The organism is Kosakonia pseudosacchari (genome assembly GCF_900184035.1).
Taxonomy (GTDB): Bacteria; Pseudomonadota; Gammaproteobacteria; order Enterobacterales; family Enterobacteriaceae; genus Kosakonia; species Kosakonia pseudosacchari.
The window spans coordinates 114,797-129,047 of record NZ_FXWP01000011.1; the positions used below are offsets into that span (position 1 = coordinate 114,797).

13 protein-coding genes are annotated in these 14,251 nt (G+C 57.4%); 4 read left to right on the plus strand and 9 right to left on the minus strand.

Features of this window, described 5'->3' with window-relative positions:
• Position 1: 1 nt before the first annotated feature.
• The 9 genes from BN2591_RS09105 to BN2591_RS09145 form a co-directional block, all read right to left on the minus strand.
• On the minus strand, positions 2-1,711 hold the full coding sequence (locus BN2591_RS09105; RefSeq protein ID WP_096325422.1) for a hydrogenase large subunit: 1,710 nt from the start codon (positions 1,709-1,711) through the stop codon (positions 2-4).
• 20 nt (positions 1,712-1,731) lie between these two features.
• A complete protein-coding gene (hyfF, locus tag BN2591_RS09110; RefSeq protein ID WP_086870834.1) occupies positions 1,732-3,315 on the minus strand; it encodes a hydrogenase 4 subunit F in 1,584 nt (527 codons plus the stop codon).
• 4 nt (positions 3,316-3,319) lie between these two features.
• Positions 3,320-3,970: a hydrogenase 4 membrane subunit gene (gene hyfE, locus BN2591_RS09115; protein ID WP_017458953.1), complete on the minus strand. Its 651-nt coding sequence runs from the start codon at positions 3,968-3,970 to the stop codon at positions 3,320-3,322.
• Between the two features lie 11 nt (positions 3,971-3,981).
• A complete protein-coding gene (locus BN2591_RS09120) occupies positions 3,982-5,421 on the minus strand; it encodes a hydrogenase 4 subunit D (protein ID WP_086870836.1) in 1,440 nt (479 codons plus the stop codon).
• Between the two features lie 16 nt (positions 5,422-5,437).
• Positions 5,438-6,385, minus strand: coding sequence for a respiratory chain complex I subunit 1 family protein (locus tag BN2591_RS09125; protein WP_086870837.1), 948 nt, complete (start codon positions 6,383-6,385; stop codon positions 5,438-5,440).
• Between the two features lie 13 nt (positions 6,386-6,398).
• Positions 6,399-8,420 (minus strand): hydrogenase 4 subunit B, encoded by a 2,022-nt coding sequence (gene hyfB / locus BN2591_RS09130; protein ID WP_086870839.1) that lies wholly within the window; start codon positions 8,418-8,420, stop codon positions 6,399-6,401.
• Positions 8,420-9,040: a 4Fe-4S dicluster domain-containing protein gene (locus BN2591_RS09135; RefSeq protein ID WP_086870840.1), complete on the minus strand. Its 621-nt coding sequence runs from the start codon at positions 9,038-9,040 to the stop codon at positions 8,420-8,422. The genes hyfB and BN2591_RS09135 overlap by 1 nt, the downstream gene beginning before the upstream one ends.
• Before the next feature lie 266 nt (positions 9,041-9,306).
• Positions 9,307-9,777, minus strand: coding sequence for a thioredoxin-dependent thiol peroxidase (gene bcp, locus BN2591_RS09140; RefSeq protein WP_017458948.1), 471 nt, complete (start codon positions 9,775-9,777; stop codon positions 9,307-9,309).
• Positions 9,777-10,349, minus strand: a complete 573-nt coding sequence (locus tag BN2591_RS09145; protein ID WP_208616137.1) for a glycine cleavage system transcriptional repressor — start codon at positions 10,347-10,349, stop codon at positions 9,777-9,779. The genes bcp and BN2591_RS09145 overlap by 1 nt, the downstream gene beginning before the upstream one ends.
• A 145-nt stretch (positions 10,350-10,494) precedes the next feature.
• Between BN2591_RS09145 and dapA the strand changes: the two genes are divergently transcribed.
• The 4 genes from dapA to ypfJ all read left to right on the plus strand — a co-directional run bounded on the left by dapA (position 10,495) and on the right by ypfJ (position 14,241).
• Positions 10,495-11,373, plus strand: a complete 879-nt coding sequence (gene dapA / locus BN2591_RS09150; protein ID WP_086870842.1) for a 4-hydroxy-tetrahydrodipicolinate synthase — start codon at positions 10,495-10,497, stop codon at positions 11,371-11,373.
• Positions 11,374-11,389: 16 nt separating this feature from the next.
• The gene (gene bamC / locus BN2591_RS09155; protein ID WP_086870844.1) at positions 11,390-12,424 is read left to right on the plus strand and encodes an outer membrane protein assembly factor BamC; all 1,035 of its coding nucleotides are present in this window, start codon (positions 11,390-11,392) and stop codon (positions 12,422-12,424) included.
• A 106-nt stretch (positions 12,425-12,530) separates the two neighbouring features.
• On the plus strand, positions 12,531-13,244 hold the full coding sequence (gene purC / locus BN2591_RS09160; protein WP_017458944.1) for a phosphoribosylaminoimidazolesuccinocarboxamide synthase: 714 nt from the start codon (positions 12,531-12,533) through the stop codon (positions 13,242-13,244).
• 130 nt (positions 13,245-13,374) lie between these two features.
• The gene (gene ypfJ, locus BN2591_RS09165) at positions 13,375-14,241 is read left to right on the plus strand and encodes a KPN_02809 family neutral zinc metallopeptidase (protein ID WP_086870846.1); all 867 of its coding nucleotides are present in this window, start codon (positions 13,375-13,377) and stop codon (positions 14,239-14,241) included.
• Positions 14,242-14,251: the final 10 nt, after the last annotated feature.

Sequence of the window (14,251 nt, forward strand, 5' to 3'; positions counted from 1 at the left end):
CTTACTTCAGCGGCGAGTGGCGACGTTCAATGCCGTAACGTTCGATCTCTTTGTAGGGCACGGTTGTCGATTTACGCTTGCGCACATCCACCAGCGTCACGCGGTCGGTACACGAATAGCAGGGATCGAGGCTGCCGATGATCAGCGGCGCATCGGAAACGGTATTGCCGCGCAGCATATAGCGCAGCACCGGCCAGTTGGCGTAGGTCGCCGCGCGACAGCGCCAGCGATAAAGTTTCTGGTTGTCGCCGAGCATGCTCCAGTGAACATCCTCGCCGCGCGGCGCTTCCACATAGCCAAGGGCGAACTTGTGCGGCTGATAGCTAAACCCTTCGGTCAGCAGCGGCGTATCCGGCAGGTTATCCAGCGCGAACTCAATCATTGCCAGCGAATCGAAGACCTCTTTCACCCGCACCATGACGCGGGAAAAGACGTCGCCATCCGGCCAGGTAAACAGGGTTTTCGGCAGGTTGCCGTAATCGGCGTACGGATGATCGAAACGTAAATCGCGGGCAAAACCGCTGCCACGGATCAGCGGCCCGACCGGGCTGAAATCGCGTGCGACCTGACGATCAAGAATGCCCACCCCCTGGGTGCGCTGCGCCATGTTCGGCGTGGAGAGCAGCATATCCACCAGTTGCGCCACTTCCGCGCGCATCTCTTTCACCAGTTGAATGGTTTTGACGCGCTGTTCTTTGAGAATGTCGCGGCGGATACCGCCAATCAGATTCAGACCGTAGGTTTTACGCGAACCGGTGAGCAGCTCAGCCATGGTCATCGATTTTTCACGGATGCGGAAAAACTGCATAAAACCGGTATCAAAGCCGACAAAGTGGCTGGAAAGGCCGATGTTCAGCAGATGGCTGTGCAGCCGTTCCACTTCCAGCAGTACCGAACGAATGGTGTGTGCCCGCTGCGGCACCACAATGCCGAGCGCATTTTCCACCGAGGTGGTGTAAGCCACGCTATGGGCAAAACCGCAGATACCGCAAACCCTGTCCGACAGGAACGTCACTTCGTTGTAGCCCATGCGGGTTTCTGCCAGCTTCTCCATGCCGCGATGGACATAAAACAGACGGTAATCGGCATCGACAATCCGTTCGCCATCAACAAACAAGCGGAAATGCCCCGGTTCATCCGAGGTGATATGCAGCGGGCCAATCGGCACAATGCGTGCCGAATTGCCGCCATCGTTGATAAAGGTGTAGTTTTCCGTGTCGCTGGTCGGCTCCGGACGCAGGCGGTAATCCATGGTGTCTTTGCGCAGCGGGTGCAGATCGTCCGGCCAGTCATCCGGTAGCACCAGACGGCGCTGATCCGGCAGGCCGACCGGGATCAGACCGTACATATCGCGGATCTCACGTTCGCCCCATACGGCGGCGGGGACGCGCGGTGTCACCGACGGGAATTCGCGCGTGTCAGCATCGACCAGCGCTTTCACCACAATCCAGCACTTTTCCGCACCTTCCATCGACAGCGCGTAATAGACCGCGTAATGACCATTCAGGGTGCGTTCATCATTGCCAAACAGCACCGGTAACCAGCCGTCATGCTGGTAATAGAGGTAGTGCACAATGTCCGGCAACAGGTTGATTTTGACCGTTATCGTGACTTGTTCGAAGGTCTGGCGCTCCTCGTCCAGCACCGCGCCGGGAAACTGCGCCTTCAATGCAGCAAGACAGGCGTTGCCGCGAGGTTGCTGGAGATTCACGCTGGCTAAATAACTCACTTTCACTCTCCCTGACGATGCGACGGCGTTGCCGATGCGGCGGTGGTATCAAAATTGGCCCACAGCCAGCTAAGCTGCGTGGGATGATCATCATTGTTTTGCTGCACGATGGTGGCGGCGCTGGCCAGTAACCGGCTGACGGGCTGAGGAATATGCGTACCCATCACCAGCATCATCACCAGTAAAAGCACCATCGGCGCGGTGGTGAGCCAGCCCAGTTCGCCGGTTGCCACCTGCTGCGGCGGCGTGGCAAACAGCACTTTCGCCACCATGCGCACCAGCCCGCCGAGCACCAGCGTCAGCAATACCAGCAGCAGAATAGTGACGGCGAGGTGTTCCGCCGCCAGCCCGGCGGTGACGGTCATAAACTCACTGAGGAAAATATTGAACGGCGGCATCCCGCCCAGCGCCAGCGCGCCGCCGCCAAGCAGTACGGCGCTAAACGGCATTACTTTCAGCATCCCGCACACCACATCCATATTGCGGGTGCCGTATTTCAGCAGCACATTGCCGGAACCGCAGAACAGCAGTGTTTTCGCAAGGCTATGGTTGAGCGTGTGCAGCAGCGCCGCCAGAATACCGAGCGGGCCGCCGATACCGAGCGCCACCGCCACCAGCCCCATGTTTTCTACGCTGGAGTAAGCGAGCAGGCGTTTCATATCCTGCTGCACCAGAATGAAGAAGGCGGCGACGCCCACCGACAGCAGACCAAAAATCAGCAACAGCCGGTTGGGGAAACTGTCACCGATGGCGTGACAAATAATGATGTAGTAGCGAATCAACACCAGCAGTGCGCAGTTGAGAAGTACCGCCGAGAGCAGGGCGCTCACCGGGCTCGGCGCTTCGCTGTGCGCATCCGGCAGCCAGGCGTGCATCGGGAACAGCCCTGTTTTGGTACCAAAACCAATCAGCACAAACACAAACGCCAGCACCATCAGCGTCGGGTCGAGCTGGCTGCTCTCTTTCAGCACTTCGGTCCAGAAAATGGCATGGTCGGGCTGCGCCATAAAGCTGGCGGCGTTGGCGTAGACCAGCACCGTACCGAACAGGCCAAACGCCACGCCAACGGTACAGATGATGATGTATTTCCACGCCGCTTCCAGCGACGAGCGCTGCCCGTAAATACCGACCAGAAACGCGGAACTCAGCGTGGTGGCTTCGATTGCCGCCCACATCACAATCAGGTTATTGCTGGTGACCACCAGCAGCATGGTGAACAGGAAGAGGTGGAAAAAGCCGTAGTAGTAACAGAGCGTCGGCACGCTAATTTCACCGTGATCCACTTCGTGGCGCATATAGCCAATCGAGTAGAGGCCGGTGATAAAACCGATGACGCCCAGCAGCGACAGAAACAACCCGCTCAGGCTGTCAATATGCAACCAGCGGCTGGCGGCGAAAATTTCCCCTTCGCGCACCGCTTCTGCCACCGTCCACAGGGCGATAACCAGCAGTAGCGAAATCCCCAGCGTATGCACCACCGTGACCAGCGTGCGCGCCGCATTGCCGCTCAGGCGGCAGGCGAAGCACAGCGCAGAAACCAGCAGCGGCGTCAGCAGTAACAACGTGAACATCAAGGTATGACTCATGGTGTTACCCCTTCAGCGCCGTCAGCGTGTTGACATCCAGCGTGCCGTGGGTGCGCCAGATTTTCCGTGCCAGCAGCACCATCACAATCACCGCGAAAATGGCGTCGGTGGCGATGCCAATCTCCACCAATTCCGGCGCGCGCCAGGCCAGCAGCGCCAGCACCAGATGCGAGCCGTTCTCCATCAGGCAGTAGCCGAAGATCTGCCGCAAAATATTGCGCTGGCTGATAATGCACAACAGCCCAAGCAGAAAATGGCCGAGCGCCACGGCGAGTGCCGGTTTGAGCTGAGCGATCATCGGCAACTGCACCGGGCGCACCACAAACCAGCACAGCAGCACAATCGCCGCCGCCATCAGCACCAGCGTGGCCGGGCCAAACAGCCGTTCCCCAACGCCGGATTGCGCCATCTTGCGAAAGGCGTAACCCATGATCAGCGGCACCAGCAGCACTTTGGTGAAGAAGGCGCTGAACGACCACATCAGCAATTGTTCGGCGTCCAGCAGCTGCGACAGGGTAAAAAAGATAGAGACCAGCACCAGCGATTGCAGGGCATACAACCAGCAGGAGACGGAGTAGCGTCTGGCGCAGGTGACCAGCAGCGAGGTGAACATCATCAGCCCCGCCAGGTTGTTAACAAGCAGTGTTCCCGTCATTATCGACTCCCTTATCCAAGCCACGCCGCAGCGATCACGCTTGAGCACAGCGACATCACAATCAGAATCACCAGCACCAGTTTCATCGCGTACGGCAGCGGTGCGGCCTGCGCCACGTCTTCGCTCGGCTCACCTGGCACCACGCGCCCGAACCAGTAAATAAACCAGCCGAAGCTGGCGACGGATTCCACCAGCGCCAGAATCATCACCGCCAGCAAAATCGGGTCGTCATTCGACAGGGCAAACCCGGCGGCGAAGAGGGGGAATTTACTGAAGAAACCGTTAAACGGCGGCACGCCAGTGATGGCTAACGCGGCAACGCAAAAGCCAATGCCCGCCAGTGGCAATGTCTTCATTACCCCGCGCAAGCGCGGCAACAGACGCGTACCGCAGCTGTAGCTGAGTGCGCCCGCCACGAGGAAAAACAGGCTCTTGGCAAAGGCGTGGTTGAAGATGTAAGCAATCCCCGCTTTGAAGGCCAGCGGCGAGCCGAAGGTCGACAGCGACAGGGCAAGGAAAATCCACGCCAGCTGCGAAATGGTCGACCAGGCCAGCAGCCGTTTCATATCTTTTTGCGGCAGGTACATCAAAAAGCCATACACCAGCGTTAACGTCGCCATGCCCACGCCAATCCAGCTGATGGTGTGGGGGACCTGTCCGCCTTCGGCGATGGCGCGGGCAAAAATGTAGACGCCGACTTTCACCATTGACGCGGCGTGTAAGTAAGCACTCACCGGGGTTGGCGCTTCCATCGCATCCGGTAACCAGGCTTGTAAAGGCAACTGTGCGGATTTGCCCCACGCGGCAAACAGAATGCCGCCATAAACCAGATAGGCTGCCGGGCCTTGTAGTTGACTGATGGCGCTCAGGGCAAAAGTGTGGGTATGCAAAAACAGCGTGGCTGCTGCCAGATAAAGCCCCAGCGAACCGACGTGCGTGATAAGCAGCGCTTTCATTGCCGCACGCTGTGATTTTTCGCTCTGGTAATAGCTAATCAGCGCCCAGGAACAACCGCCGGTGATCTCGAAAAACAGCAGCTGTCCGAGCAGCGTGGAGGAGAGCACTAACCCGGACATCGCGCCGATAAACACCAGCAGGAACGCGTAATAACGGTTGCTGCCGTCATGCGGATGTTCGCGGTTGCTGCGCGTCAGGTAACCGGTTGAATAGAGCGCCACCAGCAGGCCAAGAAACACCACCGCAAACAGAATCAGGGTGCTGATGCGGTCGACTAACAGACCAAACAGCACCACCTGACCCGCCGCCAGCAGCGGCATATCCGCGGTTTCACTACCCGCCTGGTAAAAACGCCATGCCAGCAGCACGGTGGCAAACGTTGCCAGAAGCGCGAAGAGCGTGGCAAGCTGCGGCGCGGTTTTCCGGGGGCAAAGCGAGACGACCAGCGCGCCGATAAAGGGCAGCAGCAGCGTCGTCAGAGCAAGAGTTTCCATTATTTTTCCGCGCTCCTTACAAACCGGTTAACCAGAGGACATAGGACAGCGCAGCCAGACTGAAGCCGAGCCAGGTCAGGCGGTGCGTCAGCAAAAAGCGCCCGCGCGCCAGCGAGTTTTCCACCACCGAGGCCAGCACAAACAACACCAGCAGTTTCAGCAGTGTGATCACCAGCGACAGCGCCATCGCGCCCACGCTGAGCGTGACGGCATTGCCGAAGGGGAAAAACAGCGCCAGCAACAGCGAAGCCATTACGACCTGTTTCAGGCCGACGCCCCATTTCACCAGCGCCAGATCCGCGCCGGAGTATTCGGTCAGCGGGCCTTCCTGCAACTCCTGCTCCGCTTCCGCCACGTCGAACGGGATTTTGCCCATCTCAATAAAACAGGCGAACCCGCAGGCTAGCAGCGCTAAAAACGTGGCGACCGGTGACATCCAGCCTGCCGCCAGCGTGTTGCTGATGGCGCTGATTTGCGTGGAGCCCGCCAGTAACGCCAGCACCAGCAGCGAAAGGATCAGCATCGGCTCCACCAGAATCCCCAGCGTCAGCTCGCGGCTGGCGCCGAGGCCGGAAAACGGGCTGCCGGTATCCAGCCCGGAAAGGGCAAAGAAGAAACGGAACAGGGCAAAGAGATAAATCAGGGTGATTAAATCGCCCGCCCCGGCAAACGGCGCGGTGCGGATAAACAGCGGCAGCGTCATCGCCACCAGCAGCATGCTGCTAAGCAACACCCACGGCATGGCGCGAAACATCAGGCCAGAGGACGCCGGTGCGACAGCCTGGCGTTTCAGCAGCTTTTGTAAGTCGCGGTAATCCTGCCAGATCCCTGGCCCTTTTCGTGAGTGCATGCGGGCGCGGATTTGCCGGGAAACCCCGGTAAACAGCGGCGTAAGCGCCAGTAATAGGGCTGCCTGGCAGAGGGCAAATAAGCCGAGTGACCACGTAGAAGTCTGTTCTAACATTGTTGTTTCCTCCTCACAGCGCGATCGTCAGCAGCAGGATCACCAGCGCGGCAATCACATACAGGCAGTAGAGCCGGAAATCGCCGCTTTGCAGGTACTGCACCACGCGGGCCACGCGCTGCGTCGCGCCTACCAGCGGGCGAATGATTTTCTCGTCCCAGAACGGCTCCGTGCGCGTTGCCGCCTGCGTAATACCGCCCAGGCTGCGTTGTAAAGGTTGAGCCGGATCGAGCTGTTTACGCAGCTGGTAAAGCGGGCCAAACATCACACGTAATGGCTGGGTAAAGCTGCCTGCGGAGGGAGCCATGCCTTTTTCCCACGCGTAGCCGCAGGCCCAGGCATCGCCGCTGCGGCGAAACGCGCCGCGCGTCTGGCGGTTGAGGAACCACAGCACACCGGGCAGCAGGGGCAAAAGCAGTAACAGCAGGAACACGGTAGAAGGTGTCAGCATCGCTTGCTGCGCATCACCGGGGATAAGCGTTGCGCCTTCGGCGGCGGCAAGCGCGGCGGGTGGCGTTAAGCTCAGCGCGATATGCATTAACTGCGGAGCCACCCAGCTTGCGCCCACGCCGAGCACCACGCACAGCAGCGCCAGCACGGACATGGCGGCAACCATTGGCCACGGCACTTCGCGTGCGTGGTCGGCTTTTTCACTGCGGGCATTGCCGCAAAAACTGACACCGTAAACTTTCACAAAACACATTGCCGCCAGCGCACCGGTGATCGCCAGCATCACGATGGCAATGGGGCCGGCGAGGCGCGGGATAATGGCGTCGATACGGGTGAGGGAGAACAGCGACTGATAGGTGTACCACTCGCTGATAAAGCCGTTCAGCGGCGGCATCGCGGAAATGGCGAGGCAGCCCACCAGAAACGCGCCGGCTGTCCACGGCATCCGTTTGCCGAGCGCCCCCATTTTTTCCATATCGCGGGTATGCAGACGAAAGATGATTGCGCCTGCGCCCAGAAACAGCAGGCCTTTAAATAGCGCGTGGTTAAGGAGATGGAACAACGCACCGAGCAGGCCGACAGCGGCAATCACTGGCTGATGTAAGGCGATGCCCGCCATGCCGACGCCGACGCCCAGCAAAATGATGCCGATGTTCTCAACGGTGTGCCACGCCAGCAGGCGTTTGATGTCGTGTTCTGCCAGCGCATACAGCACGCCAAGCACCGACGACACTGCGCCAAACGCCAGCACCACCACGCCCCACCACAACGGAATGCCGCTGTGACCGAGCAGGTCGATACCGACTTTGATAATGCCGAAGATACCGATTTTCACCATCACGCCGGACATCAGCGCTGACGCGTGCGACGGCGCAGCCGGGTGGGCGCGCGGCAACCAGCTATGCAGCGGCAACATCCCGGCTTTGGCACCAAAACCGAAGAAGGCCAGCAGGAAGACCGCCGACGCGGTGCCCGGCTCCAGCGTGAGCGTGCGGAAACTGGCGAAATCGAGGCTGCCGCTCTGGCGCCACATCAGGAAGAAGGCGATCATGATCAGTACCGATCCGGCGTGGGCGATAAAGAAATAGAGCATCCCGGCGCGGATCGACTCGTCATCCTGGTCAGTGATAACCAAAAACCACGAGGCGAGGGACATCATTTCAAACAGCACGATGAACCAGAACGCGTTATCCATCACCACAAGCCCTACCATCGAGGCGATAAACAGGTTCATAAAAAAGCCCATCGCCCCGGCACCTTTGCCGATGTATTCCCGCACATAGGCCAGTGAGTAGAGCCCGCACAGCGTGACCAGCAATGAGATGACCAGCACCATAAACGCGCTCAGGTTATCCATGCGCACCACGAAATGGGCGAAATCAAACGGGCCGATAGCCTGAAAACTCAGCGGCACTCCGCCGTGTAACGCCGTCACCGCGCTGGCAATCCCCATCACGCCGCCAAGCATGGCGGCGATCCCGGCGACGTTGATCGCCAGTTCCTGCCTGCGGGCAAGCAACAACGAAAAGCAGCCGCCGGCGACATACACCACGATTGACCACATCAATAATTGCAGGGCATCCATTAGCGTTGCTCCGGCGAAGAGGGAAGAGGAGGAAACGTCACATCGGTTGAACTCAGCGCGGCCAGCTCCCGACGAGCCTTGAGCTGTTTATGCAGTGTGGTTTCGGTTTCCAGGTGCAACGCGTGTGTGGGGCAAGCCCGGACACAGGCTGGGCCTTCAGGCAGAAAGTCGCAGAGATCGCACTTCACCGCGATGGTTTGCACCCCCGCATTCCAGCGTAAAAAGGGGTGATCGTTGGGCGCGCTGCCGGGCACATCGCGCAGCTGTTCTTCGGCAATGTGGTGCTCGTAACGGGCGGGGATATTGAGCGGGCGACTACCGGCGGGCGTGATCGCCCCGAACGGACACACCAGCCCGCACAGTTTGCAGCCAATACACAGCGTTTCGTTGAGATAAACGGCATCATCCCGAAACGAAATGGCATTGACCGGACATACCTGTTTGCACGGCGCGTCGTCACAGTGGCGGCACAGTATCGGCGCGGTTTTGCTGGGTGTGCGCACGAGTGTCAGCCGGGGATGGTGCTGCAGTCCCTGGCTTTTATGCACATCCGAGCAGGCGGCAAGGCAGGTATTGCATCCTATACACCACTCGGGATCGGCAATCACAAAGCGGTTCATTTCGGCTCCCTGGAATCGAGGTAAAAACATTGAGCCTGCTTTAGCATAAGCTGTGCCAAAGTTATAAATTACTAAATTTCAAATAGTTGTGTGTTTATGGAACAGGAGGGACGAACAAAAGTGATGGTCAGCGTAGAGCGAAAATTAACCTGTCGGCACAAGTGTCGACATCGCGGTGTGAAGTGTGATCGCGGTCAAATATTTGCGGGGGAAGGCAAAGGAAAGGGCGTACCCGATTGGGCCGCCCTGAGAAAAGGGCGTGACTGTCAGGCGTTCTCTTTCAGCCAGTTAACCACGATGTCGTGGTGATTGCTGGTTTTGAAGTCATCAAATACATGTTCAACTTTACCGTCAGCGTCGATCAGGAAGCTGATACGGTGGATGCCGTCGTAGGTTTTGCCCATAAAGGTTTTTTCACCCCAGACGCCAAACTGCTCGCAGACCTGGTGGTCTTCATCAGAGAGCAGCGTAAAGTTGAGCAGCTCTTTTTCGGCAAAGCGGGAAAGTTTCTCTGGCTTGTCGGTGCTGATACCCAGCACTTCCACGCCCGCTTTCTTTAACTCATCCATGTTATCGCGCAGGCCACAGGCCTGGACAGTACAGCCTGGTGTCATGGCTTTCGGGTAGAAATAGACCAGAACACGCTGTCCCTGGAAGTCGGCCAAATTTACTTGTTCACCGTCTTGATCGGGCAAGCTAAATTTCGGTGCGATATCACCGGCTTTCAGTGGATTCATTACTTAACTCCATCCTGTTCATCATGCTGGGAATAGTTGACGATGTTTATACTGCCTTGCGCGTTCAATTCTGTACATAGGGCTTTGAACGCCTGCTCAATATTTGACGCGTCCTGTGACGCCGGGCTATGAGCGGTTATCTGGATAAATAACGTTGGCGCAACGGTAAGATTGCCGGGCTGTGTACGGGAGACTAACTCCGCAATATTCATGTCATGTGCGTCGAAAAGCGCAGTGAAACGCTCAATCAGGTGGGGCGAATCGGGGACTTCAACCTGCACCCACACGGTGGCTGGCATATCAGGACGCGGACGGGCATCGGTACGTTTCATCACAATCAGCAAATCCAGTTCGGCACCTTTCAGTGGCAATGTCGATTCGATAAGGGTGATGGCGTTCCACGAACCCGAAAGCAGCATTATAAACGTGAACTCTTCCCCCAGCATCGCCAGGCGGCTGTCTTCGATATTACAGCCGCAGCTGCTGACGTGGCGTGTGATCGTGTTCACAATGCCAGGCCTGTCGGCCCCCAGCGCAGTGATAACCAAAAAGTGTTGTGATGAGGTTGTCAAACCTGAGCTTCCTGTCAAACGTGAGGTAATCATAAGGAAAGCATAAAAAAAACCGGCATACAACCGCCACAGGGCCTCAGGTCTCTTGCTTTTCTGACGGCACCGCACGTACCATTGAGAATCTTGTTCGCACAGAGGATGGCCCATGTTCACGGGAAGTATTGTCGCGCTTATCACGCCGATGGATTCGCAAGGTAAAGTCTGCCGGTCAAGCCTGAAAAAACTGATTGATTACCATGTCGCCAACGGAACCACGGCGATCGTTTCGGTAGGGACTACCGGTGAATCCGCCACGCTGAGCCATGATGAACATGCCGACGTGGTGAAGATGACGGTTGAACTGGCCGACGGGCGCATCCCTGTGATTGCCGGGACGGGCGCGAACGCTACCGCAGAAGCCATCAGCCTGACCCAGTGTTTCAACGACAGCGGCGTAGTGGGTTGCCTGACCGTTACGCCTTACTACAACCGCCCGACTCAGGAAGGGCTGTTCCAGCATTTTAAAGCCATCGCCGAACATACTGACCTGCCGCAAATTCTGTATAATGTGCCGTCGCGTACCGGCTGCGATATGTTGCCGGAAACCGTTGGTCGCCTGGCGAAAATTAAAAATATTATCGGTATTAAGGAAGCGACCGGGAACTTAAGTCGTGTTCACCAGATCAAAGAGCTGGTTTCAGACGACTTTATCCTGTTGAGCGGCGACGATGCCACCGCGCTGGACTTTATGCAGCTCGGCGGTGACGGTGTGATTTCCGTGACCAGCAACGTGGCGGCGCGCGATATGGCCGACATGTGCAATCTGGCGGCCGAGGGGAATTACGCCGAAGCACGCGTGATCAACCAGCGTTTGATGCCGTTACACAACAAACTATTTGTCGAACCCAATCCGATCCCGGTCAAATGGGCATGTATGGAGTTGGGGCTTGTAGCAACCGACACGCTGCGTCTGCCGATGACGCCAATTACCGACCATGGTCGTGACGTTGTCCGCACTGCGCTTAAGCATGCCGGTCTGCTGTAAAGTTTAGGGAGATTTGATGGCTTACTCAGTACAGAAGTCGCGCCTGGCGAAGGTAGCGGGTGTTTCACTTGTGATGTTACTCGCCGCCTGTAGTTCCGATTCACGTTATAAGCGTCAGGTTAGCGGTGACGAATCCTATCTGGATGCGGCTCCGCTTGCTGAACTTCACGCGCCCGCAGGGATGATCCTCCCGGTGCAAAACGGTGATTACACCATTCCTGTTGCTAACGGCAGCGGCGCGGTAGGTAAAGCGCTGGACATTCGTCCGCCAGCTCAGCCGCTGGCGCTGGTGAGCGGTGCGCGCACCCAGTTTACCGGTGACACCGCGACGTTGATGGTCGAAAACGGCCGCAACAGCACGCTGTGGCCGCAGGTCGTCAGCATTCTTCAGGGGAAAAACTACAGCATCGACAAACGTGACGATGCCACGCAGACCCTGACCACCGGTTGGGTTGACTGGAACCGTCTGGATGAAGATCAGCAGTATCGCGGTCGTTATCAAATCTCGGTAAAACCGCAGGGTTATCAGCAGGCGGTCATCGTCAAGCTGGTGAACCTGGAACAAGCGGGCAAACCGGTAGCAGATGCCGCGTCGCTGCAGCGTTACAGCACCGAAATGTTGAACGTAATCTCCTCTGGTCTGGATAAAACCGCAACTGACGCGCAAACGGCGGCGGAAAACCGCAGCGTTTCTACGCTGAATGTCCAGAGCGCTGCCGATGATACCGGTCTGCCGATGCTGGTGGTACGTGGTCCGTTTAACGTGGTGTGGCAGCGCCTGCCGTCCGTGCTGGAAAAAGTGGGCATGAAAGTGACCGACAGCACCCGCTCAACGGGCAGTATTGCCGTGACCTACAAGCCGCTGTCTGACAGCAGCTGGCAGGAACTGGGCGCGCGCGATCCGGGTCTGGCCTCCGGCGACTATAAACTGCAGGTCGGCGATCTGGATAACCGCAGCAGCCTTCAGTTCATCGATCCGAAAGGTCACACGCTGACACAATCGCAGAACGACGCGTTAGTCGCAGCCTTCCAGGCGGCGTTTAACCGATAATCCTCAGGGCCGGATCTTCCGGCCTTTTTTTATTATGGTGACGCAAACGTGTGCGTCAGCGTAAAATAGCCAAATTAGCCTTGTAATCACACCTGGAGTAATGAAGATGCAAAAGCAAGCTGAGTTGTATCGCGGCAAAGCGAAGACCGTGTACAGTACGGAAAACCCGGACCTGTTGGTGCTCGAATTCCGTAACGATACGTCAGCAGGGGATGGCGCGCGCATTGAACAGTTCGATCGTAAAGGTATGGTGAACAACAAGTTCAACCATTTCATTATGACTAAGCTGCAAGAAGCGGGCATCCCGACCCAGATGGAAGCGCTGCTTTCTGATACCGAATGTCTGGTGAAAAAGCTGGATATGGTGCCGGTAGAGTGCGTTATTCGTAACCGTGCGGCAGGCTCGCTGGTGAAACGTCTGGGCATTGAAGAGGGTATTGAACTGAATCCGCCGCTGTTCGATATGTTCCTCAAAAACGATGCGATGCACGATCCGATGGTGAACGAGTCCTACTGCGAAACCTTCGGCTGGGTGAATAAAGAAAATCTGGCGCGTATGAAAGAGCTGACCTACAAAGCCAACGACGTGCTGAGCAAACTGTTTGATGACGCCGGTTTGATCCTCGTCGACTTCAAGCTGGAATTTGGCCTGTTTAAAGGCGAAGTGGTGCTTGGCGACGAGTTCTCCCCGGACGGCAGCCGTCTGTGGGATAAAGAGACGCTGGATAAAATGGACAAAGACCGTTTCCGTCAGAGCCTTGGCGGCCTGATTGAAGCCTATGAAGCCGTGGCGCACCGTCTTGGCGTGAAACTGGACTGACTTCACCCGCATGACTTCCGGAGGGTGTCTGCATCCTCCGGATTTCCTCACTTTTTTCCTGTGCTAATCCTTCCCTCTGCGCCTACGATCATATATACACTGAGTCCATCATTGGGATAGTGAGGTAGTTATGCGCTGGCAAGGCCGTCGAGAGAGTGACAACGTAGAAGACCGACGTAATGAGTCGGGTGGGCCGTCGATGCGCGGGCCGGGGTTTCGTTTACCGGGTGGCAAGGGCGGGATAATCCTGCTGTTTGTGGTGATCGTCGCGAGCTATTACGGTGTTGATCTCACCAGTTTACTCACCGGGCAACCGGTTAGCCCACCCACGCAACAACAGCGCGCCGTGAACCCGCACGAGGATGAGTCTGCGCATTTTACCCGCGTCATTTTCGCTACCACCGAAGAGACCTGGGGCCAGCTGTTTGAAAAAATGGGGCAACATTATCAACAGCCGACGCTGGTGATGTACCGTGGCAGCACCCATACCGGTTGCGGTACCGGGCAATCCATCATGGGGCCGTTTTACTGCCCGACAGACAGCAAAATTTATATCGATCTCTCTTTCTACGACGAGATGAAAAACAAGCTTGGCGCGGGGGGCGATTTCGCTCAGGGCTACGTGATCGCGCATGAAGTCGGTCATCACGTGCAAAAACTTCTGGGAACGGAAGCTAAAGTGCGCGGCCTGCAGCAAAACGCTAGCAAACAGCAGGCGAATGCCCTGTCAGTGCGCATGGAGTTGCAGGCCGATTGTTATGCGGGTGTCTGGGGCCACAGCATGGAACAGCAGGGCGTGCTGGAACCGGGCGATGTCGAGGAGGCGTTAAACGCCGCACAAGCCATTGGTGATGATCGCTTACAACAGCGCAGCCAGGGCGTCGCATTCCCGGATAGCTTTACGCATGGCACCTCGGTGCAGCGTTACACCTGGTTCAAACGCGGAATGGACAGCGGCGATCCGGCTCAGTGTAATACTTTCAGCGGGCAGTTGTAATTACCTCGTG

Coding starts and splice junctions, on each gene's coding strand:
- hyfF (WP_086870834.1), bottom strand. CDS start 3,315: ATGAGTCATACCTTGATGTTCACGTTGTTACTGCTGACGCCGCTGCTG.
- hyfE (WP_017458953.1), bottom strand. CDS start 3,970: ATGACGGGAACACTGCTTGTTAACAACCTGGCGGGGCTGATGATGTTC.
- BN2591_RS09120 (WP_086870836.1), bottom strand. CDS start 5,421: ATGGAAACTCTTGCTCTGACGACGCTGCTGCTGCCCTTTATCGGCGCG.
- BN2591_RS09125 (WP_086870837.1), bottom strand. CDS start 6,385: ATGTTAGAACAGACTTCTACGTGGTCACTCGGCTTATTTGCCCTCTGC.
- hyfB (WP_086870839.1), bottom strand. CDS start 8,420: ATGGATGCCCTGCAATTATTGATGTGGTCAATCGTGGTGTATGTCGCC.
- BN2591_RS09135 (WP_086870840.1), bottom strand. CDS start 9,040: ATGAACCGCTTTGTGATTGCCGATCCCGAGTGGTGTATAGGATGCAAT.
- bcp (WP_017458948.1), bottom strand. CDS start 9,777: ATGAATCCACTGAAAGCCGGTGATATCGCACCGAAATTTAGCTTGCCC.
- dapA (WP_086870842.1), top strand. CDS start 10,495: ATGTTCACGGGAAGTATTGTCGCGCTTATCACGCCGATGGATTCGCAA.
- bamC (WP_086870844.1), top strand. CDS start 11,390: ATGGCTTACTCAGTACAGAAGTCGCGCCTGGCGAAGGTAGCGGGTGTT.
- purC (WP_017458944.1), top strand. CDS start 12,531: ATGCAAAAGCAAGCTGAGTTGTATCGCGGCAAAGCGAAGACCGTGTAC.
- ypfJ (WP_086870846.1), top strand. CDS start 13,375: ATGCGCTGGCAAGGCCGTCGAGAGAGTGACAACGTAGAAGACCGACGT.